The following is a 26,519-nucleotide window of genomic DNA, read 5'->3' as shown; positions in this document are numbered from 1 at the left end:
TGTTGCCAGCCTATAGTTCCGCCGTCGGGCGTCATAGTGTGGCGCCATGCCGTAAGGCCGTTCAACAGGACAAACCCTGTTCAATAAGGGAATATATAACTATGAAGGCACGCATTCTGGTAGTTGACGATGACGAAGCGCTGGCCGAAATGATTGGGATTGTTCTGCGCAATGACGGCTTTGAGCCGGTTTTTTGCGCCGATGGCAGCCAGGCGCTGGATATTTTCCGTTCATCGAAACCTGACCTCGTGCTGCTTGACCTGATGCTGCCCGGCGTGGACGGCATCGAGGTCTGCCGGCAGATCCGCTCCGAATCGGACGTGCCCATCGTCATGCTCACGGCCAAGTCGGATACGTCCGACGTCGTCCGCGGCCTTGAGTCCGGCGCAGACGACTACGTGCCCAAGCCGTTCAAACCCGCCGAACTCGTGGCACGCGTGCGTGCCCGCCTGCGGCCCGGCGACCAGAAGGCGCCTGAAACGCTGCGGATCGCTGACATCACCATCGACGTGGCCGGCCACACCGTGAAGCGTGCCGATGAGCGGATTTCCCTCACGCCCCTGGAGTTTGACCTCCTCGTAGCCCTGGCGCGGAAGCCATGGCAGGTGTTCACCCGTGAGCTGCTGCTGGAGCAGGTCTGGGGCTACCGCCACGCGGCGGACACCCGGCTGGTCAACGTCCACGTCCAGCGCCTCCGGTCAAAAATTGAACGGGATCCGGAAGCTCCCGAAGTTGTATTGACGGTTCGTGGTGTCGGCTACAAAGCAGGTTCCTGAGCCCTCAGGACCAGAAGCGCACCGCGCCCCGGACCTTCCCGCAGCCAAGGGCCCGGAGCACACGGATGCGCTGCCGTCGGAGCTGGCAACGCTGCCATTCCGGGCACGGATCTGGCGGCGCCGTGGAGTAATCGTGGGGCTACGGGTGGGCCGCCTTGTCCGTCTCGACGTGACCCGTTTCTTCCCTGCGGTCCGTTTTGCCGGGCGGGCCATGCGTCGGCGCTGGCGCCGGTCCCTGCAGTTCCGGACAGTCCTCACCACGCTGCTGTTGGCCGTGACATCCTTTGGCGCCGTGGGCGCCTACCTGTCCAACCAGATCGCCAACAACCTGTTCCAGGAGCGCCTCACCCAGGCCGAATCCGAGACCCGTTACTTTGTCAAGCAGGTCCAGGAGACGTTCGACGGCGCCCAGGTCACCGACCAGTCCAGCGTCATCACCCTGGTCTACGACACTTTGAACGCAGTGGAGGGCCGCGGCTCCGTCATCCAGCGCCGCTACGTTTTCGAAGCCAAGCCCGAACAGACCAAGCCCCGGAACCGCTGGGTGGAGTCGCGGGCCTCGGACCAGCTGACCGTCAGCGTCATCCCGCCTGAACTCCGTACGGCGGTACAGGATTCAGGCAAGGACCAGTACTGGGCCTCCACCGTGATTCCGGTAGGTACCGAGGACAGGCCGGGCATCGCCGTGGGCAACCTGGTGACCTTCAACGGGACCGTGTACGAGCTCTACCTGATCTATGACGTCAACACCGCCCAGCAGACGCTCGACGAAATCCAGGGCGTCCTCCTGGCCGGCGGCGCGGTGCTGGTGCTGATGATCGGGGCCATCGCCTGGTATGTCACCCGCAATGTTGTCAGCCCCGTCAGCCACGCTGCCCTGGTTTCGGAGAAGCTCGCTGCCGGCCAATTGCAGGAGCGGATGGTGGTCAAAGGCGAAGACGAGGTTGCCCGACTCGGGGCATCGTTCAACCACATGGCCGCCAGCCTCCAGGAGCAGATCACCCAGCTGGCCATGTTGTCCCAGATGCAGCAGCGGTTTGTCTCCGACGTCTCCCACGAGCTCCGCACCCCCCTGACCACCGTCCGGATGGCCGCGGAAGTGTTGTACGACGCCCGCCACGACTTCGACCCCATCAACAAGCGCTCCGCGGAACTCCTGTACAACCAGGTGGAGCGGTTCCAGTCCCTGCTGGCCGACCTGCTCGAGATCTCCCGCTTCGACGCCGGCGTGGCCATGCTCGACGCCGAGCCCGAGGACATCCTGCAGGTGATCGCCCATGTCATTGACGGGGCAGCGCCCGTCGCGGCCGAATACGGCTCGGAGATCATCCTCCGGGCTCCCGCCGTGGGAATTGTCGCGGAGATGGACGCCAGGAGGATCGACAGGATCCTGCGGAACCTCATCCTGAATGCAGTGGAGCATGGCGAAGGCAGGCCGGTCACCGTGACTGTCTCAGCTAACCAGTCAGCGGTGGGAGTTGCAGTCCGGGATCAGGGGATCGGCATGACCCCGGCCGAGGCCGCCCGGGTCTTTGACCGGTTCTGGCGTGCGGATCCGGCGCGGGCCCGCACCACCGGAGGCAGCGGACTGGGCCTGTCCATCGCAATGGAAGACACCAAACTCCATAACGGCTGGCTGCAGGCATGGGGAAACAAGGGTAGAGGGGCCAACTTCCGGCTGACCATTCCGTTGCGCCAGGGCGAGGAGATCGACCGCTCGCCTGTGCAGCTTGAGCCGGAGGACATCATCCTCCCCGACGTCCCACATTCGAAAAACGTGCTGGTCCTGGGGCCCGGCCCCACTGGGGCGCCTGATGTCCCCGCTGGCGGCGGGCGTGGCCAGGGCGCCGGGCGCACCCCTGCCGGGACGGGCGCAACACCGAAGGAGTCTTCATGACGGGACGAAAAGTGCGGGCGATGCTGAAGAGGAGCGTTGTGCTGTTCGTCGTTGCCCTGGTGCTGGCCTCCTGCGCGCGCATTCCCACGGCCGGGCCGGTGGGGAAGAGCGCGGAAGGCAGCGCCGGCAACGTCAACGCACCGGTGTTCCTCCCGGCCGCTCCCCAGCCCGGCGCTACTCCGGAAAACATCATTGATTACTTCTACCGGGCCGGCACCGGATACGAGGGGGACTACGCGGTGGCCCGCGAATACCTGACGCAGGCAGCGTCAGTATCCTGGAAACCCGACCAGCGCGCGCTGGTGTACCGCGAGGCGAAAGTGGTGGGCACCGGCGTCGACAACGTCTACAACTACCAGCTGGACGTTGCGTACAGCGTGGATGTTGACGGCATCGCCACCCAGATGCCCGAGGGCACCATCGAGAACATTCCCGCCACGCTCACCCAGGTGGACGGCGAATGGCGGATCTCGGCAATCCCCGACGGAACAGCAATCCCGGAGGAAACCTTCAAGGTCATCTACGGCGCCTACCCCATCTACTTCTACGATCCCAGCTTCACGTATGCCGTGCCCGACGTGCGCTGGTTCATCAAGAACAAGACCGTCAAAGCCATGACCAGCGCCCTGCTTGCCGGCCCCGCACCGTACCTTCGCGGAGCCGTGGTGAGCGCCTTCCCGTCCGGCATCAAACTTGCCCGCGAATCGGTTCCGGTGGTGTCCGGCGCCGCGCAGGTGGACCTCACCGCCAAGGAACTCACCGAGGCGTCCACGGAGGACAGGCTCCGGATGCAGACGCAGCTTTCGCTCACGTTCCGCAGCCAGCCCGACGTCGTTAATGTGGAGTTGCATGCCAACCAGGACCTGGTCCGCGTCGAAGACAACGGTTCGGTGTTGCCCCCGGTGAGGGACAAAAACGTGCCGGTCCGCGAGATTGCTGTCAGCGGCAATGAGCTGGTTCGCTACGAAAACAACAGGGTGTCCCCGCTGCCGGATATGCAGCCAGTTTCATCGCTCGGGCCCCGCTACCCGTCGGAATCCCCGGTGTCCCAGACCGTTGCCTTCCTCAACGAAAGCCGGACGACGCTCTACAGCATGGTGCCGGGACAGCCCGCCCGTGCGCTGACAACGCGCAGCACCATTACGCACCCGTCCTTCAGTATTCATGACTGGGTGTGGGCCGCAGGGCCGGGAGCTACCGGCGGTACGGAGGTGGTGGCCTACCGGCCCATCGGAGTCGCCGAAGGTGCCGCCGTTCCCACCGTTACGCTCACGCCGTCGTGGTTGGCCGGAAGAACCGTCAAGGAGCTGAGGATCTCCCGCGAGGGCGTCCGGGCGCTGGTCATTTCGGAACAGAAGGGCAAGACGAAGGTGCAGATTGCCGGGATCATCCGGAACGCCGACGGGACACCCCGGGAACTGACTGCCCCGATCACGCTGGTGGTTTCCGGTGACCCGGACCAGGGCGTCTGGGTGAACGACACAACGGTCGCCGTGATGAAAGCCTCGGCAGGCTCGAACGTCACGCCGGAGCTGCTGTCCCTCACGTCCGGACAACCCCAGCAGTTGGCGCCGTGGCCCGGCCTTGTGTGGCTCAGCGCCGGCAACGGGCTGGAGGAAATCTACGGCCAGTCGGCCGAGGGCATCTTCCAGCGGCTCGGCAACGGCTGGTCGCCCCAGCTGAAGGGCCCCATCGACCCCTCATTCCCTGGGTAGCTTTCCACATAGCGCGGACCAGCAGTTCCGGGGCTGCGATACGCAGGCCACCATGGGGTGTGACCGAAGTTCAGCCCGGACGTCCTCCTGCTCGCCACGCTCCTGCCCGCCAGCCGCCTGCTCGCCACGCGCCTGCGCGCCGGTCCGGGGGCGGCGTTGGGGGCCGCTTCGGGGGAAGTCGCGCCAGAAATGCGGCAAGCCTGGATCCGGACCTCCTGCCGCCTCCGCTGCAGTCCGCCAAGCATCGCGGCGGCCACCGCCGCCGCTGGCTGCGGGCCGCCGACCAGATGGGCGTGGCCGCCGCGGAGCTGCTGGCACTTGCCGTCCCTGTGGACTGCGTCTGCTGCGGTGCGGAGGACCTGGCCCTGTGCGTCATGTGCGAACGCCACGTCCGCCTGTTGACCAGGCACCCGTTCCGGGCAGAGGAGCAGGCGCCGGCCCTGATGAACGTCGACGGCGGCCTGATCCTTCCCGTGGTGGCGGCCGGGGCGTACCGCGAGGAGCTGGCGCAGGCCGTGCTTTCGTTCAAGAGCCATGGCCAGCACCAGCTCACGTCAGTCCTGGCGCGCGGACTGGGGCAGGGCATTGCCGCGTCCGTGACCGGCGTCGACGGCGTCTGCCTGGTTCCGGTGCCCAGCAGTACGGCCGGCTACATCAAAAGAGGGTTCAGTCCGGTCCACCTCCTACTCGCAGAGTTGCGTCGGGGGACCACCCTCCGCGGTACACCGGTGTTGGACGTGATCCGGAAATCCCGGCGCCGCGCCGCACTGGAGCGGCTGCCTGGAGGCCAAAAGGGACTCGGCCGCGGTGCCAGGGCGAGCCGGGTCAAGGGGTCCATGAAGGTCCCGAAACGCCACCGCGCGCGGGTGGCCGGACGCCGCTGCATCATTGTCGACGACGTCCTCACCACGGGGGCCACACTCGCAGAAGCAGCCCGCGCGCTGCAAGTCAGCGGTGCCGTGGTGGTGGGCGCGGTGGTCCTCGCCGCGACACGCCCGCCCGATTCAGCTGGCGGCGAATCGCCCGGCCCGGGAGCTGGCGGAATGCCGCCCGTCTTAGAAAAAAATAAACCAAGAAAGGATGAATAACAGGTGGCTATGAACTAACGTCGGTTGTGGGTACCAAGAACAAGTTGTACCTTTCGATGGCGGCTCGGAAGGGGCTCGACTGTCAAGCAGATCGGCCTCTGGGATGTGCCGCCGTCGTGTCACCGAAGTCATTTGGAGGGCACCATGGAGTTTATGATCAGCGGACGAAATCTGACGGTCTCAGACCGCTTCCGCGAATACGCCGGTGAGAAGATCTCGAAGATCGAGTCACTTGGCGACAAGGTCCAACGGGTTGATGCGAAGGTTTCCAAGGAAACGAATGCGCGCCAGACCGGCGATCAGCTCACCGTTGAAGTGACGGTTCTGGGCCGGGGACCCGTCATCCGTGCCGAAGCCAGCGCCGCAGACAAATTCGCCGCATTCGATCTCGCCTACACCAAGCTGCTTGAACGCCTCCGCCGTGCCAAGGACCGCAAGAAGGTCCACCACGGGCGCCACACCCCCAAGGCAGTGCGTGAGGCCACCGCGGCACTGGAGCCAGCAAGTGCCAGTGAGCCCCTATACGTCGAGGCGAGCCATCGCAGCGAACCACAGGCGCCGCCCGCTGAACGATCGCCCTACGAGGTCGAGAACGACATTCCGGCAGGGGATTCCCCAGTGCTGATCCGGCGCAAAGTCTTCCCTGCGGCCTCCCTCACCCTGGACGATGCTGTGGACAACATGGAGCTCGTAGGCCACGATTTCTACCTGTTTATGGACAAAGCCACCAACACGCCCTCGGTGGTCTACCGGCGCCGTGGCTGGACGTACGGGGTAATCACCCTGGACCACGAATGCGAACCGGGGGACACCGCCGTCGAAGAAAAAATCCTCGCTTACCGCTCCGATGACGAGGCTGCAAAACTCTAGGGTGGTTCACGCCCCTCAATGAAAGGACTGATGTGCCTGCGACGCTGAGCCTTAACCAGGCCCGGCGGATCGCCCTGGCAGCTCAGGGACTCGACAAAGGACGGCCCGCCGGCCCCGTGACCTCACGGACGGTGGGCCGTACCCTTGCCCGGATCCAGCTTGTCCAGATCGATTCCGTCAACGTGTTGTCCCGCAGTCACTTTCTGCCCTTCTTTTCGAGGCTCGGCAACTATGACCGCACCATTCTTCAGCGGATGGCCAGCTCGCCTCCCAGACGCATGATGGAGTACTGGGCGCACGAGGCCAGCTTCATCCGGCCCCAGCACTTCCAGGACCTCCGATTGTGGCAGAAACGCACGTGGGTGGGTGCGTCCACCCTGGACCCGGAACTGCGCGACGCGGTGGCCGGAAACATCCTCGACGCCCTCGCCGCCGGACGGCCCATGACAGCGGCGGAACTGACGGTTAACATCGGGCACGTGGAGGACCGGCGGGACGACAACTGGGGATGGAACTGGAACGCCGTCAAACGCGTGCTTGAGGATCTGTTCGAGGCGGGCATCATTTCCGCGGCGTCCAGAACCGAACAGTTCGAGCGAAAGTACACGCTGACGGCCAGGGTGCTGCCGCGCCGGTTGGCCCTCGAAGCCGCCCCGGACCCTGTTGAGGCCATGCACCGGCTCATCGACGCGGCCGCGCAAGCCCATGGCATCGGAACCGTGAAATGCTTCGCGGACTACTTCCGTACACCGGTCAAGGCGGCCGCCGCGTCTGTGGACCATCTGGTCAGCATAGGGAGGCTGGAGCCGATGGCTGTCGCAGGATGGGACCGGAAGGTATACCTGCATGCCGACGCCACAATGCCGCGGCGGGCCGCGGGGCGGGCCTTGCTCAGTCCCTTTGACTCCCTGGTCTTCGAGCGGCGCCGGCTTGAGGAGCTCTTCGGGTTCCACTTCCGGATCGAGATTTACACGCCCGCGCACCTCCGGCGCTTCGGGTACTACGTCCTGCCCTTTCTCCTGGGTGACACCATCGTGGCGCGGGTGGACCTTAAAGCAGACCGTGCGGCAGGAAAACTGCTGGTCAGGTCCGCCTACGGTGAGCCGGACGCACCGCCAGGGACCGCCGTCGAACTCGCAGCCGAGCTGGAACTGATGGCCGAGTGGCTTGAGCTGGGGGACATTCTGATCAGCCCGGTAGGGGACTTGGCGGAGTCCCTTGGGCTCGCCCTGCGTCACCGCGCCGGTCCGCTCCGCTCTCAGGGAACACCGGCCGCGTGGCCTGTGTCTCTCCCGTAGACTAAAAACGCCAGAATTCGGCAGCATAAGACTGGGAGTATCTTCACGTGGCATCACTTATCGAAAAACTTCTCCGCACGGGTGACAAAAAAACCCTGCGGCAACTGCGGAACTATGCCGACTCCATCAATGCGCTCGAAGACTCGTTTAAAACCTTCACGGATGCTGAGCTCCGCGAGGAAACTGACCACCTCCGCGCCCGCCACCAGGACGGCGAGCAACTGGACGATCTCCTCCCGGAGGCCTTCGCCGCCGTGCGCGAGGCCGCATCCCGCACCCTGGGCATGCGTCACTTTGACGTCCAGCTTATGGGTGGCGCCGCCCTCCACCTGGGCAATATCGCCGAAATGAAGACCGGCGAAGGCAAGACCCTCGTGGCCACCGCGCCCGCCTACCTTAATGCCCTCACCGGCAATGGCGTCCACGTCATCACGGTGAACGACTACCTTGCCGAATACCAGTCAGATCTTATGGGCCGGGTCTACCGCTTCCTTGGCCTGACCAGCGGTTGCATCCTGTCCAACCAGGATCCTGCAGTGCGCCGGCAGCAGTACGCCGCGGACATCACCTACGGCACCAACAACGAATTCGGGTTTGACTACCTGCGCGACAACATGGCGTGGGACCAATCAGAACTGGTCCAGCGCGGCCACAACTTCGCCATTGTTGATGAGGTCGACTCCATCCTCATCGACGAAGCCCGTACGCCGCTCATCATTTCCGGCCCTGCCCAGGGCGACACCAACCGGTGGTACAGCGAATTTGCCAAGGTAGTGCAGCGCCTGAAGGCCGGCGAGGACTACGAGGCGGACGAGAAGAAGCGCACCGTCGGCGTCCTGGAGAGCGGCATCGAAAAGGTGGAGGACTACCTGGGTATCCAGAACCTCTACGAATCCGCGAACACTCCGCTCATCGGGTTCCTGAACAACGCCATCAAGGCCAAGGAACTGTTCAAGCGGGACAAGGACTACGTCATCCTGGACGGCGAAGTCCTGATCGTTGACGAACACACCGGCCGCATCCTGGCCGGGCGCCGCTACAACGAGGGTATGCACCAGGCCATTGAGGCCAAGGAAGCCGTGGAGATCAAGGCCGAAAACCAGACCCTGGCCACGGTGACGCTCCAGAATTACTTCCGGATGTACTCCAAGCTGGCAGGCATGACGGGCACGGCCGAGACTGAGGCCGCCGAATTCATGGGCACGTACAAGCTCGGCGTGGTGGCCATCCCCACCAACCGGGACATGACGCGGCTCGACCAGTCGGACCTCGTGTTCAAGAATGAAAAGGTGAAGTTCGACGCCGTCGTGAAGGACATTGCCGAGCGTCACGAAGAGGGCCAGCCGATCCTTGTGGGCACCACGAGTGTCGAAAAGAGCGAATACCTCTCCGGGCTGCTCGCCAAGGAGGGCATCCGGCACGAAGTCCTGAACGCCAAGAACCACGCCCGTGAAGCGGCCATCGTGGCGCAGGCCGGACGCAAGGGTGCTGTTACGGTGGCCACCAACATGGCAGGCCGCGGCACTGACATCATGCTGGGTGGCAACGCCGAATTCACTGCGGTGGCCGATCTGGCCAAACGCGGGCTGGACCCGGAAGAGGATTCCGAAGAGTACGAGGCCGCATGGCCGGCTGGCCTGGAGTCGGCCAAGCAGTCCGTAAAGGACGAACACGAGGAAGTACTGAACCTCGGCGGGCTGTATGTCCTGGGAACTGAGCGGCACGAGTCCCGCCGCATCGACAACCAGCTCCGTGGCCGCTCCGGCCGCCAGGGCGACCCCGGCGAATCACGCTTCTACCTCTCCCTGACCGATGACCTGATGCGGCTCTTCAACTCCGGCGCGGCCGAACGGCTGATGAACAGTTCCGTCCCGGATGATGTGGCGTTGGAATCGAAACTGGTTTCCCGGGCCATCGCGTCTGCCCAGGGCCAGGTTGAAGGCCGCAACGCCGAGCAGCGCAAGAACGTCCTCAAGTACGACGACGTCCTGAACCGCCAGCGCGAAGCCATCTACGGTGACCGCCGCCGGATCCTCGAAGGTGACGACCTCCACGAGAAGGTCCAGTTCTTTGTGGAGGACACCATCACCGCCCTGATCGACTCCGCCACGGCCGAAGGCAACGGCGACGACTGGGACTACACCCAGCTGTGGACCAACCTCAAGACGCTCTACCCCGTCAGCGTCACAGCGGAGGAGATCATCGAGGAAGCCGGCGGCAAGTCCAAGCTCACTGTTGAATTCCTCAAGGAGGAACTGCTCTCCGACGCCCGCGTGGTCTACCAGACCCGGGAAGAGACCATCGGTTCCGAAAGCATGCGCGAGCTGGAACGCCGCGTGGTGCTCTCGGTCATCGGGCGCAAGTGGCAGGAACACCTCTACGAGATGGACTACCTCAAGGAAGGCATCGGCCTGCGCGCCATGGCACAGCGTGACCCGCTGGTGGAATACCAGCGCGAGGGCTTCGTTATGTTCCAGAGCATGATGGAGGCCATCCGCGAGGAAAGCGTCGGTTTCCTGTTCAACCTTGAAGTTGAGGTGACTCCAGCCCAGGATGTGGTGGTGCCCGACGCAGCAGGTGGCCACACCGAGCACGTTGAGCCGCAGATCCACGCTGCCGGCCTGGAAGCACCGAAGAAGCCGGCCCAGCTGCAGTACACGGCTCCCGGCGAAGACGGCGCATCCCAGACACGGGTGGAGGGTCGTGTCTCTTCACGGTCCGGAAATCCCGCAAAGGCTGCAGCGCAGGACGCCACCAAGCGTCCGGCCAGGAAAAAGCGCCGCTGACAGCAGGGATCGAGACTGATCAGCCATAGGTCGGCACTGCAATAGATCGTCACTGAAATAGTTCGACACTGGAAGTGCCCGGAGCCTCAGCTCCGGGCACTTCTGCATTCGTGGGCAAGCGGTTCAGCCGACCATAAACTCGGTCACGCGCCAGACCTGCTTGCTGCGCTCAAGCCGGACCGCTACAGCCCGTGCCCGGATGTCATCAACCACGACGGCGCTTGCCTCATAGATGCCCGGGGCGACCTCGCAGGCGCGGACTGAACGCACGATGGAGTTCTTGTGCAGCCGGGCCAGGGACGGCGAGGCAGAGCGCGACTGTTCGCGGCGGATCAAGGCGGCACGGTGCTGCAGCACGGCGAGGCAGCGCGGATCCAGACGGCGGGCGAGCTGGTGGATCGGCCGGATGCCGGCGAGGACTTCCATGGCCGCCTGCACGGTACTGCGTGTGATCGCCAGGATTTCGGAGGCTTCGTCTGCCGCACGCAGCGGCACGACCGGCGCGGTAGTGGTGCGCGGAGGAACCTGGCGGACTGCTGCCGCGCCGCCCGGGTTGACCGTGGCGGAGCGGATTGGCGTAACTGCGTACATGTGATTCCCCTTAATCGTGAGCTGATGAATATCGGAACGTCGGTTAGGCCGTGGAAGGTGCTTTCAAAATCTGCCCGGGCAGCAGGACATGCGGGCTTTCGCCGATCCGGGATTTGTTGGCCTCGTACCAGCGGGGCCAGTGCAAGGCGACATCCACATCCGAAGCCGCCGGGCCCAAGTGGCGGGAAGCGATGTCCCAGAGTGTGTCGCCCGCCAGTACCGTGACCTCACTCAATGGCGACCTTGGGCCCTGTTCCGCCCGGACGGGCTGGGCCGCCAGCAGGCCGGGGTCCGGGACCGGCGGGCTGGGACGCCAGTCTGGCCGGACCGCCGCCGCAGGAGTTTCGGTGGTCTGTCCTCCCGTGTCTGCAGGGTGTTTGCCCTCCGGTTCCGGGAGCTGCCGGTGGCCGCTTGTGGGAGACCACTGGGCCTGGATGGCTGCGCCGTGGACCGGTACGTCCTGGACCGCCACTTCCTGCGTGGGTACCCAGGCGGGTCCGGCCGGTGGGACGGCTGCGTGAGCCAGCGGTGCCGACAGTAGTTGCACCGACAGTGCGGCCACAGCGAGCCGGCGCATAAATGCCGGGCAGCACTTGCCGGCCCTGTCGGCGGCCCGCCGCCTGCCGCACCTGTCCAGGACGGCAGCCGCTGACGCCAAAACCATCGAGAAGATCCACCACGCCACGATGGCCAGCCCTGCGGCGACAGCCACGGCACCGAGTAGGTCATCGAGGTCCGGGCCTTGCCGGCGTGCTGTGGACAGTTGCCATTGGCCCACCATGCCCCCGCCGGCAACGCAGAGGAAGAAGCCCAACAGGAGGATGGACGCCGCCATGACGGCGTCTGCGCGGAGCCCACGTGCTGTAGCTGCCGTCATGATGTTCCTATCTTATGTTTGATGCTGTTTGATATCATTTGATAAATTTAGGTTCAGTTTGACGCACTTATGCTGGATTTGTCCAGAGACTGGAGTGAAGTCGTTGGTGAATTGACCGCGAACAAACCCGCACCCTACGCTTGGCCCCATGCGTTGGGATGCTCTGTTCAGTGATATGGAGGCACAGTTCGCCGAGGGCGAGCGGCTGGCCGTCGATGCCGAGATCTCTGAGCGGGCAAGAGCGGAAACGGCCTCCGTCGCTCTGGCTGACCGCTTGCGGGGTTCCCTGAACAGCCACGTGGCCGTGTACCTGGCGTGTGGGCGCGCCTTCGAAGGAACCCTGAGCCATGCCGGCGCCGATGCGCTGGTCCTGAACGAGTTGCGTCACCAGGTCCTGGTCCCGTACGGCGCGGTGGCACGCTATGCGGGCCTTGGCCGCGGCTCCGTGGCCGAGACTTCGCAGGTGCGGCGCCGGATCGGATTGGCGCATGCGCTGCGGGGCCTGGCGCGGGACCGGGCCGAACTTGCAGTCACTCTGCGCCACGCGCCGGAAAGGGATACAGGGCTGGCCGGAGTCATCGACCGGGTGGGCAGTGACTTTTTGGACCTGGCGCTGGTCAGCCCCGGGGAGTCCCGGCGTGCATCACAGGTTCGGCAGGTAGCCACGATTCCGTTTGCGGCGCTGGGTGCCCTGCGGTCACGGAGTGCAGGGGAACTGTAGCCGCGGGCCGGAGTTTTTGTCCACCTAATGGGACTTTGCCGCCCCGTAGAGGCGATTATCTGGACAAAAACTCAGCGGACAAACGGTTGCGAGGGCTGACTCGCAAAGCCAAAATCAGCCTTGCTTGGCTTTGGCTTCCAGGATCATGCGGCTGGCCTCGGCGTAACGCTCTTCGATGTATTGCTCCAACATCTTTTCCTCGACGCGCCACTGCCCGCGCCCACCCACCTGGATGGCCTTCAGTTCTCCGCTGCGGACCAAGGCATAGGCCGCCGGCGAGTTGATTTGCAGCTGTTCAGCAACATCGGCGAGAGTCAGGAATCTGGGCATAGCTCCATTTTGCCATTGAAGGCGTCATCTGGTGCGGTTATCCACAGTTTGATGTTGTTTGGTCTTTTGACTTTTGTTCCGGGGCCCATGCCGTAACAATGAGGTGTCCGGACGCAGCCAGCCGCCTGGACCGGAGCTAAGGGGGAGAAGAGCATGAGCCACGATGCTGTTACTACAGGTGCCAGGCTGAAACCGCCGTCGTGGAAGGATCCCCGGCTGCTGGTTGGCGTGCTGCTGGTCCTGGCATCGGTGGTGGGAGTGATCTCGCTGGTTGGCAGCGCTGATCAGACCACCGAGGTTTACGCCGCACGGGACTCCATTGCGGTGGGTGAGAAGCTGACCGCGGACAATGTGGTCCGGGCCAAGGTCCGCCTGGGTGAGACCGAACAGCATTACGTCACCGTTGAAGCAGGGCTCCCCGACGGGTTGGTTGCAGTCCAAAGAATCGGCAAGAACCAATTGGTGCCCAAGGAAAGTCTGGCCACTGTGGATTCGTTGGACCGCAAGCCAGTGGCCGTGACCATTGAGGAAGCACTGCCGCCGCAGGCGGTTGCCGGGACCCGGGTGGACGTCTGGGTTGCCTTGCCGGATGCCCGCAACGGCTTCAGTGAGCCGAAGCTCTTGCTGCCCGGCGCGGAAATTGCACAGGTGACCGCCGGCTCCACGGCCTTGGGGTCCTCCCGCAATACAGTGCTGATGGTGCTGGTTGCCGACGGCCAGATGCCGGCCATCCTCGGCGCGCAGGCGAACCAGGCCAAGATTTCAGTGGTGTGGAACCCGGGCGGGGCCTCATGAGTATCCCCGTGGTCACCGTGGGCCAGGCCCGCGAGGACGTGGTGGGCGGGTTGGAGCGGCTCCACGGTCCGGTCACGGTGGTCCGTCGCTGCACTGAACTGACGGAACTGCTGGCGGCCTGCCAGAGCGGCCTGGCACGGGCCGCGGTTGTGGCTGACGGCTGCGAGGGCCTGACTGCTTCGCTCGTTGATCGGCTCGGTGCCGTGGGCGTGGCGATCATCGCCCTCACGGATGACGCCGACGAGGCTGCCAGGCTGCGCGGGATCGGTGTGGCCTCCGCACTGACCGGCGTAGAGTCCGCCGCCCTGGCCGGCAGGATTGCCGAGGCCGTTGACCAGCTGACAGGCACCGCCAGGGATGCAACGTTCGGGAGCGGGCTGGGGGACACCAGTGCTGCGTTGCGTCAGCGTCCCGCAGCCCAGGCGGACGTGCCGCCGGCCTCCGGGGCGGGAAAGATCATTGCCGTGTGGGGTCCCGCCGGTTCACCCGGCCGGACCTTCGTCGCGGCCAACATCGCGGGGGAACTGGCTGCGGATGGGAAATCCGTGCTCCTCGTCGACGCCGACAGTTACGGGGCCAGCATCGCCGCAGTCCTGGGCCTGCTGGATGAATCTGCGGGGATCGCGCAGGCCTGCCGGCTTGCGGACCAGGGACTGCTCGACGCCGATGCGCTGCTGAAGGTGGCCACACCTGTCACCACCAAACTTGGAACTTTCCGGGTCCTGACCGGGATCACCCGGGCGGACAGGTGGACCGAACTACGGGCAGCAGCACTGTCGCTGGTGCTGGAACGCGCCAAGGAGGTTGCCGACGTCGTGGTTGTGGACACCGGCTTCTGCCTGGAGGCGGACGAGGAACTCAGCTTCGACACGATGGCTCCGCGCCGGAATGCCGCGACCCTGCGGACCCTGGAACTGGCGGACACCGTCTATGCCGTGGGGGCCGCCGATCCGGTGGGGGTTCCCCGGCTGGTCCGCGGACTCGCGGAGCTCGAGCTGGCAGTGCCGAACGTGTCGCCTGTTGTGGTGATGAACAAGGTCCGGGCGGCGGCGGTGGGGAGATCCCCGGAGCGACAGCTGAAGGATGCGTGGGGGCGGTATGGCCCGTCGGCGGAGATCGCAGCCTTCCTGCCGGCGGACAGCCCCGCAGCTGACGCCGCGCTGCTCGGCGGCTCTTTGCTGCTCGAAACAGCGCCGGATTCCAAGCTCAGGCGGGCGATCGCCGATTTGGTTTGTGCAGCTGTCCAGCGATCTTCCCGATCCTCTGTATTTTCTTCCACACCGAGGCTTCGGCGAAAGGGCTAGGCTCACCGTAGGAGCTGCAACGGTGCAGCATCAAACTTGTGATGGAGGCGTTTGTTGATGTCGTCTGGATCCAGCGTGGAGGATCAAGCCTTGGCTATTGGTGACCGGGAGGGGTTCCTGGCGGATTATTACCAGCACCTTGCCGAAGAAGATGCCCGGACTTATTCCCCGGAGGTGCTGGCCAGCCGGGCGGAAACCCACCGCGGTGTCGCCGCGAACCGGCAGCCGGGCCAGGCGAAGGTTTCCATCGTCAACGAGGCGGACAGCAGCGTCGTCTACGTCGTCACGGACGATATGCCTTTCCTTGTTGACTCGGTCAACGCCGAGCTTGTTCGCCAGAACGCCGCCATCGGACTTGTGCTTCATCCACTGTTCGTGGTGACCCGGAACCGGGAAACGGGTCAGCTGGTCAAAGTTGACCGCGTCCCGTCCCACATCGGTCTCTCCAGCGGTGATACGGCCGCGATGCCTGTGCTGTCGCACCTCATCGCGCAGGGCGAAAACGCCTCCCACATGGAGTCGTGGATCGCCGTGGAAATCAACCGTGTCTCCGACGAGGCAAAGGCGTCGTTGCTGGACGGGCTGGACCGCATCCTGGGAGACGTGCGCGCCGCCGTCGAAGACTGGCCCAAGATGCGCAACAAGGCCCAACAGATTGCCGCGAGCCTCGACCAGGTGTCCCACCCGGCCCAGATTGCCGAACTGCGGCAGGCGCAGGATCTTCTGCGCTGGCTCGACGACGGCAACTTCACTTTCCTTGGATACCGTGAGTACCACCTCGTCAACGTCGACGGTGAAGATGTACTGGAACTGCGTGAAGACAGCGGTCTCGGACTGCTCCGGGCGAAGCCGGGCGCGCCGCATATGCAGCATCTCACCGACGCCGGCCGAAAAAAGGCCCGCGAAAAGCGGGCGCTCGTGATCACCAAGGCAAACTCACGGTCCACCGTCCACCGCCCCGCGTACCTTGACTACATTGGCGTGAAGAGTTTCGACGCGGCCGGCAACGTCAACGGCGAGCGCCGCTTTATCGGCCTGTTCGCAACCAGTGCCTACGCCGGATCCGTCCGGAACATCCCCGTCGTGCGCGAAAAAGTGGACGCCGTGCTGGGCAATGCCGGCTACCCGCCGGACTCACACTCCGGCAAGGACCTTTTGGGGATCCTGGAGACGTACCCACGCGACGAGCTGTTCCAGATCGAGACCGAGGACCTGGCGGCCACCGCAACCGGCATCCAGAGATTGCAGGAGCGGCGGCGGACCCGGCTGTTCCTCCGGCCGGACATCTACGGCCGTTTTATGTCCGCGGTGGTCTACCTTCCGCGTGACCGGTACACCACCAATGTCCGGCTCCGCATCGAGGAAGAATTACGGACCACGTTCAAGGCTGAGTCCATCGACTACGAGGCGCGGATGACAGAATCGGCCCTCGCCCGCCTGTTCTTCCGGATCCGCCTGCCCAAGGGCAGCGAGGTCAGCCACTTCAACGCCGACGAGCTTGAAGCGCGGCTGGTCCGGGCAGCCCGTTCGTGGAGTGAGGGCATCGCTGAAGTCCTGCGGGAACGCGGCGCCGATGAGCAGGCGAAGGAGCTTGCCGCGATCTGGTCGGAGGCTTTTCCGGCCGGCTACCGGGTGGATTACGAGGTCGAAGACGCGCTGGAGGACATCGCCCGGTTCGAGAAATACGGGGCCGAAGCCGAACGCACGGCCGGTGCCAGGCAGGAACGGCCGGGCGTCCATGTGTACTTGCCCAAGGGCGCCGGTGAAGTCCTGGAGGAGGACGCCCGCGTCAAGCTGTACATGCTGGAGCCCAAGAGCCTGAGCCAGATCCTGCCGTTCTTCCACAATCTGGGACTCGAGGTGCTGGATGAGCGGCCCTTTGAGATCGAGACGGCTGACCAGCGGGACTTCTTCCTCTATGACCTCGGGCTTAAATACCCTGCCGGCATTGATCCGCTGGCCACGGGACAGCTGCTGGCTGACTCGTTCGGTGCCGCCGTATCCGGCGCCGTTGAGTCGGACAGTTTTGACCGGCTGGTGCTGCGTGAGGGGATGCAGTGGCGGCAGATCACTGTCCTGCGGGCCTATGCCCGGTACATGCGGCAGATGGGAAATACCAACTCGGTGGGCTTCATGGCGGACACGCTGCTCGCCAATCCCGATGTCACCAAGGCCCTGACAGCTCTTTTCGAGGCCCGGTTCGATCCCGCCCTGAGCGGGACCGAGCGCCTTGCGGCGCAGGAGAAAGCCCGCGGCGAGCTGTCAGCTGCCATTGAAGAGGTGGCAACCCTCGACGCCGACCGTGTGCTGCGGACCTTGGCGAACCTGATCGAGGCGACCCTCCGCACCAACTACTACCAGTACAAAACGCACCTGAGCTTCAAGCTCGATCCTGCCCGGATTGAGGGGCTGCCGTTCCCGCGGCCGATGTTCGAAATCTGGGTCTATTCCCCGCGGGTTGAGGGCGTCCACCTGCGCTTCGGCAAGGTGGCCCGCGGCGGCCTGCGCTGGTCTGACCGGCGCGAGGATTTCCGGACGGAGATCCTTGGCCTGGTGAAGGCGCAGACCGTCAAGAACGCGGTCATCGTTCCCACCGGGGCCAAGGGCGGCTTCTTCGCCAAGCGGCTGCCCGATCCTGCCGCGGACCGTGCCGCCTGGATGGCGGAGGGTGTTGAAAGCTACAAGACGTTCATCCGGGGCCTGCTGGACCTCACTGACAACCTCGTCACCGGAGCCGAGGGCGAAACTGTAGTGCCGCCGTCGGACGTTGTCAGGCACGACGACGACGATTCCTACCTTGTGGTGGCGGCGGACAAGGGGACGGCCACGTTCTCGGATATTGCCAACGGGCTGGCCGCAGAATACGGGTTCTGGCTCGGTGACGCGTTCGCCTCCGGAGGTTCGGTGGGTTACGACCACAAGGCGATGGGCATCACGGCCCGTGGCGCCTGGGAGTCGGTCAAACGCCACTTCAGCGAGCTCGACGTTGATACCCAGACCCAGCCGTTCAGCGTAGTGGGCGTGGGTGATATGTCCGGCGATGTATTCGGCAACGGCATGCTCCTGTCCCGGCATATCCGGCTGCTGGCAGCGTTCGACCACCGGCACATCTTCCTTGACCCGGCACCGGAAACGGAATCGTCGTTCGTGGAACGCCGGAGGCTGTTCGAACTGCCGCGGTCCTCGTGGGACGACTACGACAAATCCCTCATCAGCGAAGGCGGCGGCGTGTACGCCCGCCAGGCCAAGTCCATTCCGGTCTCGCGGCAGGTCCGGGCGGCCCTGGGCCTGCCTGAGGCGACCACCGAGCTCAGCCCGCCGGAGCTTCTCCGCGCTATCCTGCTCGCCCCTGCAGACCTGCTCTATAACGGCGGGATCGGAACGTACGTCAAGGCCAGCACCGAGTCCAACGCCTCCGTGGGTGACAAGGCCAACGACAGCATTCGCGTGGACGGCAAGGACCTGCGGGTCAAGGTGGTTGGCGAAGGCGGAAACCTGGGCATGACGCAGCGCGGCCGCATCGAAGCCGCCCTGCAAGGGGTCATCCTGAACACTGACGCGATCGATAACTCGGCCGGCGTCGACTGCTCCGACCATGAAGTGAACATCAAGATCTTTGTGGACCGGATGGTGGCTGCGGACAAACTGACCCCGGAGGAACGGGCAGGCTTCCTCGCCTCCATGACGGACGAGGTAGGGCGGCTGGTCCTCGAGGACAACGTGGACCAGAACATCCTGCTCCTGAACGACCGGATGCGGGTGGCCGAGTGGAGTCCCAGCTATGAGCGACTCATGGACTGGCTGGAAAAGTCGGCTGACCTGAAGCGTGACCTTGAAGCCCTGCCCAGCACCGAAACCCTGCGGGAGCGCCTAAGCCAGGGCCAGGGGCTGACGTCACCGGAGCTCTCGGTGCTGGCGGCCTACGCGAAGATCGAGCTGGCCTCGGCGCTGCGTGACAGCGACCTCGCCGACGATCCGTGGTTCCGGGGGACGCTGCGGGCGTACTTCCCGCAGCAGCTGCGCGAACGGTTCGACGCCGAGCTGGACACCCATCCGCTGCGGCGCGAGATTATTGCCACGGTGGTGGCCAACGACATGATCAACCTGGGCGGCATCACGTTCGCCTTCCGGACCATGGAGGAAACGTCGGCCACGGAAGTGGCTGTGGCGAAGGCCTTTGTGGCGCTCCGCGAGATTTTCGACCTGAACACCATGGTGGGGGAGCTGAACAGCCTGCCGGCGTCGTTCCCCACAGAGCACTGGAGCACCGTCCACCTGGACATCCGTCGTCTGCTGGACCGCGCTGTCCGGTGGCTGCTGGCGCAGGGCGGCACGTCCCGGCCCATCGCTGACACCGTGGCCGAATTCAAGCCGCTCCTGGACCCGATGCGGGCCCGGCTCCTGGACTACCTGCGTGGCGATGACCGTGACCGCGTTGCGGACTGGCTGGAGACCGCGCGCGCGTGGGAACTCCCGGAGGGGCTTGCCTTCCGGTGGGCGGAGCTCTTCGAGAGCTTTGTCCTGCTGGACATCGCCAAGATCGTGCATGCCCGTAAGGAGCCGGTGGAGGAGATTGCGGCCGTTTACTACACAGTGTTTAACCGCTTCCACGCTGACAGGCTGCTGGAACGGATCAGCAGCCTGCCGCGCCAGGACAGGTGGCAGGCACTGGCCAGGGCCGCACTCCGGGATGACCTCTATTCCACTGTGTCGGACATGACGACGGCGGTACTCGAGTCGACGGCGTCAGGGGACTCCGCGGAGGACAGGCTGAAGGACTGGGAACGCCAGAATGCCGAGCAGCTGGGTAGGGCAAAGAGCATGTTTGACGAGGTCAACTCGCTCGAGGCCGACGACATGGCCTCACTGTCGGTAGCATTGAGGCTCTTGAGGTCAATCGTCCGACGCTAGGAATCCCGGCGTCGTAACTGGAGGTGCAGTGGCAATCTTTACGGACCCCATCAGGGAACACGCTGATTTCGGGCCGGGCGATGCCGAATGGCTGCACCTCCTGGTGGGCGACTGGCAGATGGTCGCTGACCTGGCGTTCGCCGACTTGGCGTTATGGTTCCCGCACCCGGATCACGGCTATGTGGCGCTGGCCCACGTCAGGCCGTCCACCACGCACACCGTGTTCCACGGCGACTTTGTGGGCGAGCCCATCCGGCAGGACCTGCAGCCGCTGGTGGACAAGGCCTGGAGCAGCCGTGCCATCGAGCGGTCCAGTGAGACCAACTGGAGCACTGACATGGCGTTGCGGGTGGAGGCTGTGCCGATGGTGCGCAACGGCCGGACCCTGGCTGTGGTGACCACCCACATGGACCTGTCCAGTTCCCGGATGCCGTCCCGCCTGGAGTTGACGTACCGGCAGTGCGCCTACGATCTCCTCCGGATGGGAACGCTGGGGCTGTGGCCTGACTTTGCCTCGCCTACCGGTTCGCGCCGCGGCGCGCCTCGTGTGGGGGACGGCCTGATCAGGCTCGATGCCGAAGGAATTGTGCAGTACGCAAGCCCCAACGGGGTATCGGCCTTCCGGCGGCTGGGCGACGGCGAGTCGCTGGAAGGCCGTTCCCTGGCTGAGGTGACCGCCGGCCTGCTCAAGGACCGGCGGCTGGTGGACGAGACGCTGCCGCTGGTGGTGACGGGGCGGATGCCGTGGCGTAGTGAGATTGAATCCCGTGGTGTGAGCCTGTCGCTGCGGGCCATCCCGCTGCGGGATGAGCAGCAGCGCTTTGGTGCGCTGGTGCTGTGTCGGGACGTGTCCGAACTGCGGCGCCGGGAGATGGAACTCGTTACCAAGGATGCGACCATCCGCGAGATCCATCACCGGGTGAAAAACAACCTGCAGACCGTAGCGGCCCTGCTGCGTATGCAGTCCCGCCGGATGGTCAGCGACGAGGCCAAGCAGGGCCTGGAGCAGGCGATGCGGCGCGTGGCCACCATCGCGCTGGTCCACGAGACCCTTTCACAGGGATTGGCGCAGAGCGTTGACTTCGACGAGCTGATCGGCCGCCAGTTCAGGCTTTCCGCAGAGGTCGCCTCGCCATCGCAGCAGGTCAAGACCGAGCGGTCCGGACTGTTTGGGGAACTGCCCAGCGACTTCGCCACCCCGCTGGCACTGGTCATTAACGAACTGGTGACCAACGCCGTCGAGCACGGGCTCGAAGGACGGACCGGCACCGTGTGGCTCATCGCGGACCGTTCCGAGGAGGAAGACGGCGAGGAACTGCTGACCGTCACAATTGCCGACGACGGTGTGGGACTGCCGGATACGCCGCACGTCGAGGGGCTGGGGCTGCAGATTGTCCGCACGCTGGTCACCAGTGAGCTGGGCGGCACCATCGCGTGGCACCCGCGCGACGGCGGCGGAACGGCTGTCCAGATCCGCCTCAGCCTGGCGGCCAGGTAGCCCGGAGACCTTGCACGTGACTTAACAGCCGATGGCCGCAACCCGGAAGGGTTGCGGCCATCGTTGTGTGAGGCTGTTGGTGCTAGGGCCTTAAGGACCGAGCCTAGGAGGCGCGGCGGGCCCGTGCGGCGCGGCGCTTAAGGGCACGGCGTTCGTCTTCGCTCATGCCGCCCCAGACGCCGGCGTCCTGGCCGGACTCGAGAGCCCACTGGAGGCACGTGTCAACGACGGGGCAGCGGCGGCAAACGCTTTTGGCTTCCTCAATCTGGAGGAGGGCAGGCCCTGTGTTTCCTACGGGGAAAAACAGTTCCGGGTCCTTGTCGAGGCACGCCGCGCGGTTACGCCAATCCATGCTGATCAGTTGCTCCAATTCTGGGAAAAGCTCTTTGTGAAATAATTCACTAGTAGCTACAAAGGAAAAGGGCCCTGAGGGGCCCCCTTGGTCATCTCAGTCAAGCCTGTCATGTTAACGCTGTGTAAACAAGGGGTAATACAGCTTGAAATCCCCGGATAGCTGAGCGATACATCACACGGGCATTGCCGACCCCCGCCACTGTCCGACTATCTCCGGTAGGGTGCCAGTGTGTCAAGACCCCCCACGAACCCTGCAGATCCGTCGCCATCCACGCGCCCGCGCGGCATTGTGGCGATAGCTCTTGTTGTTGCCGCCGAGGCCACCGCGCTATTGGTTACCGCCGCCTGGTACGGCTACGAACTCCTGACCGGTGCACCGGTCCTGTCTTTTTGGGGAGCCGTATTTACTCTGGTCCTCTTGCTCGCTTTCTCGGCCTGGCTCTATTCGGTGGGGCACTTCCTCTTCCGTGGGCGCCGGTGGACGAGGGCAGCGGCGCTGGTCGCCCAGCTGTTTGTCCTTACTATCGGCGTCCCGACCCTTACCGGCGGCGTCATTTGGGCGGGGATCGCCATGGTGGTGCCGGCGCTTGCGGCCATAGTGCTCCTGTTCGACAGACGCGTCATCAGCTACGCATCCCGGACAGGCGATTCGCCTCCGGCGTTCTAGGCACCACCGGCACTTTAGGCGGCCAATCCGTCCTTCGACTGATCAAGCGGTACCCAGCCCAACTGGACGGCGGTGGCGCGGCCGTTCTGGATGAGAACGCTCCGTCCCGGTGGCGGGTTGGGTTCCACCTCGAAGCGGACCCCTAAGAGGTCGCCGTCCATGGACGTCCGGGGCGCGATCAGGATGCCGCAGCCCAGGTTGCGCGCCTGGAGCGCCAGCGGAACCCGCTGGGCGAGTATCGGACTGTACCCCGCAGTCATCACCACCGTGATTCCAAGCGTATTGAGGTCGGCAAGGTCACGGGTGACGTCCTGCAGCAACAGGTCCGCATCGTCAACCAATGCCACCGGGTTCCGTTCCAGACCGCCCGCTGTGGCTTGGCGCAGGATCCCGGACCAGTAGGCACCCGGTTCGGTGTCCTGGTCCGGCATTAGCCACGGTCCTGCTTCAGGGTTGACCCTCGGCAGGAGCCGGAGAAATGACGACTTGCCCGACGACGGGCCGCCCAGCACCGCCAGCACTCCGCCCGCAGACACCCGGACGGATATCGGTTCAAGTTCGTCGCCGCCCACGCCGATGCGGACGACGCGCTGCCCCAGTGGGATCCTGCCTTTCAGTCCAGCCGGGATCTGAGGGGCCGCCCGGTTCAGGATCCGGGCCGCCGGAACCACGGCCGGCAGGGGCTCCACTCGGAATGGTCGACGCCGCAGGGAAGGCTCCGGCGCTTGGGCTAACCGCGGATCCGCGGCCTCAGCGCCGGCAGCCGTGTAGAACTGGCAGACTGCAGTTCTTCCACCCGACAGCGCGCCCACAGCGACGCCCCTTCCCACCGTGGGCGCTGTTGGAGGCAGTTTCGGCCAGGCAATCAGGCTGTCGCCGCTGGATCCGGTCGGGAAGTACACGCGGTTGGGTACGGCTGCGAAGAACCTGGAAGTGACCAGTTCCCGCTGTCCCGAGATGATCACCGTGATACCGGCCCGGTTTCCATCCCGGACTAGGTCATGGAGAACGTCCTCGGCCCACGCCAACGGCCCGGCACGTAAGGCCGAGAGCCAGGATCCCCAGCCAGCGACCACCAGCACGAGCGGTATCTCGTCGTCAGCGGCGGCACGTCCCAGCCGGAGTGACTGCTCCCGTGCCAGACGCTCCAGGATGCGTACGGCACGGCGAAGCTCGTGCAGTCCTGCCGTGGCGCCCACCCGGCAGTGGGAAGCCAACCCCACGAACGAACTGTCCGGGTCCAGCAGATACAAGTGGGATTCCCGGGCGTGGGATGCCAAGCCGAGGACTGCCAGCCGGATGGCTTCGGGCACTCCTGATTCCGGTCCGCCGACAAGCGCCAGGTGTCCGTGGCCGGCAGGTTCCCAGACCAAAGGGGCCGTTCGCTGTTCGGCGGGCAGGTCCATCAGGCCGAGCGTTACGGACCATCTGGTGGCACCGGCGTCGGCCTTGGTCCTGTCACTGGCGCCATCGTCGTCGTCAGCATCGCTTTCTACGGTCCCGGGGGTAGACGAGCCTGCAGGTTCGGGGAGGAGACAGGGGAGCGGCGCAGCAATCGGCTTCCGGATGGCCGGACGGTTCATGGTCTCCCACAACGCGGACATGGAAGCTATCAACGGGGCGGTTGCCTCGGCAGGCGTCGGTTCGTGCCTGGCGGATCCGGAACCCCCCAGCACTGCAGGGGCATCGATGTACTCGGAGGCCAACCATACCGAGATTCCGGCGGGTTCGGACCGGATGGCTCCGGCTGTCAGGGATCCGGCCTGAAACTCCAGCGGAGCCTCCGTTCCGCGGGCCAGGTAAGCCCGGCCCGGAGTATCGACCCTGATCCCGGCCGCGGCTTTCGAATTTATGATGTCCACGGATTCCATCTCCGACTGGACGCGCAACGCGATGCTAGTGGTGACGTTGGCGCGGATGTCGGCCGTCAGCGCGCCCTGGGGCCGTTGTGTGGCCGTGATCAGGTGGATGCCCAGGGAACGGCCGATGGCGGCGATCCTCATCAATTCCCGGAGCGATTCGGGAGCATCCTCCACCAGCATCCGGAATTCATCTATGACAATTACAAGATGGGGGAGCGGCGACGCGCGCCCCGCCGACGTTGCCCGGAATGACGTCAGGTCCGGTGCCTGAACTGCCGCCAGGCTCTGTTCCCGGAATTTGATCTCGGCGCGGAGGGACTGCAGGGCGCGTTCGAGCTCATGGCTGCTCAGGTCGGTGAGCATACCCACACAGTGCGGGAGCCCGGTCAGGGGGCCGAGTCCGGAGCCGCCCTTGAAATCCACAAAGAGGAAGTTGATGCGGTCCGGCGCGTAGCTGAGGGCGAGAGCAACAGTGAGGCTGCGCAGGAGTTCGGATTTTCCTGAGCCGGTGGTCCCGGCGACCAGCAGGTGGGGTCCGTCGTTTTGGAGATCGAGTGTCCGTAGACCCTCAAGACCGCGCCCGATGGGAACGGCAAGCCCGGGCAAGCTGTTGTTTGCTGACCATCGCCTGGATGTTTCGGGCGTGGAGTGGGGGAGCAGCTCTGCGAGCCGGCAGGACGTGGGGATGGACCGTCCCGCACCGACTGGCTGGTTTGCCTCCCGCGCCAGTCGACGGCAAAACCTGTTGAAGACGTCAATGGGCGCCAGATCAGGAGCGAATCGGATGCTGTTATCACCGTCATTGAACACAGACAAGCGTTCACCGAGTTCCACGTCAGCATTCGTCAGCGCTGACCCGTCTTCGGGGGCATGGATGACCTGCCACCCGTGTTCCAATGCCGTGGCGGTGATCTTGGCCGAGGGCTCCGTGCCGTCCATAAGGAGGAGCAGTCCGTGTCCATGGGCAGGCCCGAAGCCGTGTTCGAGCAGGGTCCCGAGAGTGTTTGAGTTACTGGAAAGCGTGACACCGTCCAGATACCGTGCGGCGAGGGGGAGATGCTCCGCCTTGCCATGGACGACCACCCGGGTATTCCGGCCCAGCGGATAGCCGGAAAGCTGCATCAGGAGTGAGCGCACCAGCCCGTCGACGGCGGCTCGTGGCCCGCGGATGGTGGTGAGGGGTCTGGCCGGACTGAGCGTGAGTGGCAGTGTACCGGCCGAAGGAATTGCGCGGCCCGGATCCGTGGGCTCGAACCGGAGGTTGGCCGGCTGGATTGCCTGGCCCAGCCGCAGCCAGATGCCCTTGTTGGTGCGCGGCCCGGCACGGTCCCTACCTGTTGTATCCCCGATGGTCAGGTCCGAGAGCGGCGGCGCGGCCCGCCGTCGTCGTTCCTGGTCCTGGGTGACCGCGGCCCTGACCGCGGCAGCGAGTTCGCGGCGTTGCCGGCGCCCGCCGATCACCGGCACCAAGATGGAGATCGCCGAGACGGCCGTGAAAGCCAGGAACATCCACATTCCGGTCACGACGGCAAGCCCCACGCCAATGACCACCGGCAACACAGCCGTCAGAAGCAGCGCCGCGCGGTTTGTGGGATCGTCGCGCCGGCTGATAACCAACGGCTCGTGGACATCCATCCCCGCGTCGGCCAGGCCGTCACCCGAACGCTCAAGGAACACCAGTGACATGGTGGAGTTGCCGCAACGAATGGTGGAGCCCGTCGAAATCACGGCATTCCGCACGCGCTCGCCGTCCACATCGGTGCCGTTGGCGCTGTCCAGATCAACAATCGTGATGGCTGTCTCGGTGACCACCAGGCGTGCGTGGGTGCGCGAGAGGTCGGCGTCGGGGATGAGAATGTCGGCATTGCTGCGGCCGATGGTGTACGTGCCCCGCCGCAGCGGCACAACCGTCCCCGCGCCGGCGCCGCTGTGGACGGCCAATGCCAGTGACGCTGGAGGCTCGGAGGTGCGCGGCCGGAACCTGCGCGCTGTGAGGTCCGCCCCGTCGACGAGCGTGGCTCCGTTGACAAGCGGAGGCCGTCCGAGCCTGAGCTCAGCGACGTTCTGGCTGTCGACAGAGACAATCCCGGTCCCGAAATTTGCCGTCAGCGCGGCCTGCAGTTCCGCACCGGCAGCCCCGTGTCGACCCTCGATGGTCAGCTCCACGGGTGGTTCCTGG

The 26,519-nt window shown here is 65.0% G+C and carries 18 protein-coding genes; 13 read left to right on the top strand and 5 right to left on the bottom strand.

What is annotated here, in order from left to right:
• Positions 1-101: 101 nt before the first annotated feature.
• The 7 genes from mtrA to secA all read left to right on the top strand — a co-directional run bounded on the left by mtrA (position 102) and on the right by secA (position 10,430).
• Positions 102-776 (top strand): MtrAB system response regulator MtrA, encoded by a 675-nt coding sequence (gene mtrA, locus ACX80X_RS01785; protein WP_056343773.1) that lies wholly within the window; start codon positions 102-104, stop codon positions 774-776.
• On the top strand, positions 748-2,673 hold the full coding sequence (gene mtrB, locus ACX80X_RS01780; protein ID WP_459311046.1) for an MtrAB system histidine kinase MtrB: 1,926 nt from the start codon (positions 748-750) through the stop codon (positions 2,671-2,673). The genes mtrA and mtrB overlap by 29 nt, the downstream gene beginning before the upstream one ends.
• A complete protein-coding gene (locus ACX80X_RS01775) occupies positions 2,670-4,388 on the top strand; it encodes an LpqB family beta-propeller domain-containing protein (protein WP_459311044.1) in 1,719 nt (572 codons plus the stop codon). The genes mtrB and ACX80X_RS01775 overlap by 4 nt, the downstream gene beginning before the upstream one ends.
• A 59-nt stretch (positions 4,389-4,447) precedes the next feature.
• The gene (locus ACX80X_RS01770) at positions 4,448-5,476 is read left to right on the top strand and encodes a ComF family protein (protein WP_459311042.1); all 1,029 of its coding nucleotides are present in this window, start codon (positions 4,448-4,450) and stop codon (positions 5,474-5,476) included.
• A gap of 144 nt (positions 5,477-5,620) precedes the next feature.
• Positions 5,621-6,346 carry a ribosome hibernation-promoting factor, HPF/YfiA family gene (gene hpf, locus ACX80X_RS01765; protein ID WP_459311040.1) on the top strand — a complete coding sequence of 242 codons (726 nt, stop codon included), beginning with the start codon at positions 5,621-5,623 and terminating at the stop codon, positions 6,344-6,346.
• 32 nt (positions 6,347-6,378) lie between these two features.
• Positions 6,379-7,644: a winged helix-turn-helix domain-containing protein gene (locus ACX80X_RS01760; protein ID WP_459311038.1), complete on the top strand. Its 1,266-nt coding sequence runs from the start codon at positions 6,379-6,381 to the stop codon at positions 7,642-7,644.
• 47 nt (positions 7,645-7,691) lie between these two features.
• The gene (gene secA, locus ACX80X_RS01755) at positions 7,692-10,430 is read left to right on the top strand and encodes a preprotein translocase subunit SecA (protein ID WP_459311036.1); all 2,739 of its coding nucleotides are present in this window, start codon (positions 7,692-7,694) and stop codon (positions 10,428-10,430) included.
• Positions 10,431-10,553: 123 nt separating this feature from the next.
• Here the strand turns inward: secA and ACX80X_RS01750 are convergent, their stop codons facing one another.
• Positions 10,554-11,021, bottom strand: coding sequence for an Rv3235 family protein (locus ACX80X_RS01750; RefSeq protein ID WP_056343758.1), 468 nt, complete (start codon positions 11,019-11,021; stop codon positions 10,554-10,556).
• Positions 11,022-11,064: 43 nt separating this feature from the next.
• A complete protein-coding gene (locus ACX80X_RS01745; RefSeq protein ID WP_459311034.1) occupies positions 11,065-11,898 on the bottom strand; it encodes a LysM peptidoglycan-binding domain-containing protein in 834 nt (277 codons plus the stop codon).
• Positions 11,899-12,046: 148 nt separating this feature from the next.
• On the opposite strand from ACX80X_RS01745, the gene ACX80X_RS01740 reads away from it, so the two are divergent.
• The gene (locus tag ACX80X_RS01740; RefSeq protein WP_056343753.1) at positions 12,047-12,619 is read left to right on the top strand and encodes a hypothetical protein; all 573 of its coding nucleotides are present in this window, start codon (positions 12,047-12,049) and stop codon (positions 12,617-12,619) included.
• A gap of 114 nt (positions 12,620-12,733) precedes the next feature.
• On the opposite strand, the gene ACX80X_RS01735 is transcribed toward ACX80X_RS01740, so the two are convergent.
• The gene (locus ACX80X_RS01735; protein ID WP_252567261.1) at positions 12,734-12,949 is read right to left on the bottom strand and encodes a helix-turn-helix domain-containing protein; all 216 of its coding nucleotides are present in this window, start codon (positions 12,947-12,949) and stop codon (positions 12,734-12,736) included.
• 153 nt (positions 12,950-13,102) lie between these two features.
• On the opposite strand from ACX80X_RS01735, the gene ACX80X_RS01730 reads away from it, so the two are divergent.
• From ACX80X_RS01730 to ACX80X_RS01715, 4 genes are read left to right on the top strand one after another with little or no spacing between them, the layout of a single operon-like run.
• Positions 13,103-13,744, top strand: coding sequence for a hypothetical protein (locus ACX80X_RS01730; RefSeq protein ID WP_058931940.1), 642 nt, complete (start codon positions 13,103-13,105; stop codon positions 13,742-13,744).
• A complete protein-coding gene (locus ACX80X_RS01725; protein ID WP_252609065.1) occupies positions 13,741-15,048 on the top strand; it encodes an AAA family ATPase in 1,308 nt (435 codons plus the stop codon). Before ACX80X_RS01730 ends, ACX80X_RS01725 begins: the two co-directional genes overlap by 4 nt.
• A 57-nt stretch (positions 15,049-15,105) precedes the next feature.
• A complete protein-coding gene (locus tag ACX80X_RS01720) occupies positions 15,106-19,959 on the top strand; it encodes an NAD-glutamate dehydrogenase (protein ID WP_459311031.1) in 4,854 nt (1,617 codons plus the stop codon).
• A 28-nt stretch (positions 19,960-19,987) separates the two neighbouring features.
• On the top strand, positions 19,988-21,457 hold the full coding sequence (locus tag ACX80X_RS01715) for a sensor histidine kinase (RefSeq protein WP_056343739.1): 1,470 nt from the start codon (positions 19,988-19,990) through the stop codon (positions 21,455-21,457).
• Between the two features lie 103 nt (positions 21,458-21,560).
• On the opposite strand, the gene ACX80X_RS01710 is transcribed toward ACX80X_RS01715, so the two are convergent.
• Complete coding sequence (locus ACX80X_RS01710) at positions 21,561-21,809, bottom strand: WhiB family transcriptional regulator (RefSeq protein ID WP_003804966.1); 249 nt, start codon at positions 21,807-21,809, stop codon at positions 21,561-21,563.
• A 231-nt stretch (positions 21,810-22,040) separates the two neighbouring features.
• Between ACX80X_RS01710 and ACX80X_RS01705 the strand changes: the two genes are divergently transcribed.
• Positions 22,041-22,478, top strand: coding sequence for a hypothetical protein (locus tag ACX80X_RS01705; RefSeq protein ID WP_459309406.1), 438 nt, complete (start codon positions 22,041-22,043; stop codon positions 22,476-22,478).
• Positions 22,479-22,492: 14 nt separating this feature from the next.
• Here the strand turns inward: ACX80X_RS01705 and ACX80X_RS01700 are convergent, their stop codons facing one another.
• Positions 22,493-26,506, bottom strand: a complete 4,014-nt coding sequence (locus tag ACX80X_RS01700; protein WP_459311029.1) for an FtsK/SpoIIIE domain-containing protein — start codon at positions 26,504-26,506, stop codon at positions 22,493-22,495.
• Positions 26,507-26,519 lie beyond the last annotated feature (13 nt).

It is taken from the genome of Pseudarthrobacter sp. MDT3-1 (assembly GCF_054510755.1).
This window is presented reverse-complemented; position numbering and strand designations above follow the sequence as displayed.

Bases quoted from the DNA above. Each gene is read 5' to 3' on its own strand.
- mtrA (WP_056343773.1), top strand. From the start codon at position 102: ATGAAGGCACGCATTCTGGTAGTTGACGATGACGAAGCGCTGGCCGAA.
- ACX80X_RS01775 (WP_459311044.1), top strand. From the start codon at position 2,670: ATGACGGGACGAAAAGTGCGGGCGATGCTGAAGAGGAGCGTTGTGCTG.
- hpf (WP_459311040.1), top strand. From the start codon at position 5,621: ATGGAGTTTATGATCAGCGGACGAAATCTGACGGTCTCAGACCGCTTC.
- ACX80X_RS01750 (WP_056343758.1), bottom strand. From the start codon at position 11,021: ATGTACGCAGTTACGCCAATCCGCTCCGCCACGGTCAACCCGGGCGGC.
- ACX80X_RS01745 (WP_459311034.1), bottom strand. From the start codon at position 11,898: ATGACGGCAGCTACAGCACGTGGGCTCCGCGCAGACGCCGTCATGGCG.
- ACX80X_RS01740 (WP_056343753.1), top strand. From the start codon at position 12,047: ATGCGTTGGGATGCTCTGTTCAGTGATATGGAGGCACAGTTCGCCGAG.
- ACX80X_RS01735 (WP_252567261.1), bottom strand. From the start codon at position 12,949: ATGCCCAGATTCCTGACTCTCGCCGATGTTGCTGAACAGCTGCAAATC.
- ACX80X_RS01730 (WP_058931940.1), top strand. From the start codon at position 13,103: ATGAGCCACGATGCTGTTACTACAGGTGCCAGGCTGAAACCGCCGTCG.
- ACX80X_RS01725 (WP_252609065.1), top strand. From the start codon at position 13,741: ATGAGTATCCCCGTGGTCACCGTGGGCCAGGCCCGCGAGGACGTGGTG.
- ACX80X_RS01720 (WP_459311031.1), top strand. From the start codon at position 15,106: ATGTCGTCTGGATCCAGCGTGGAGGATCAAGCCTTGGCTATTGGTGAC.
- ACX80X_RS01710 (WP_003804966.1), bottom strand. From the start codon at position 21,809: ATGGATTGGCGTAACCGCGCGGCGTGCCTCGACAAGGACCCGGAACTG.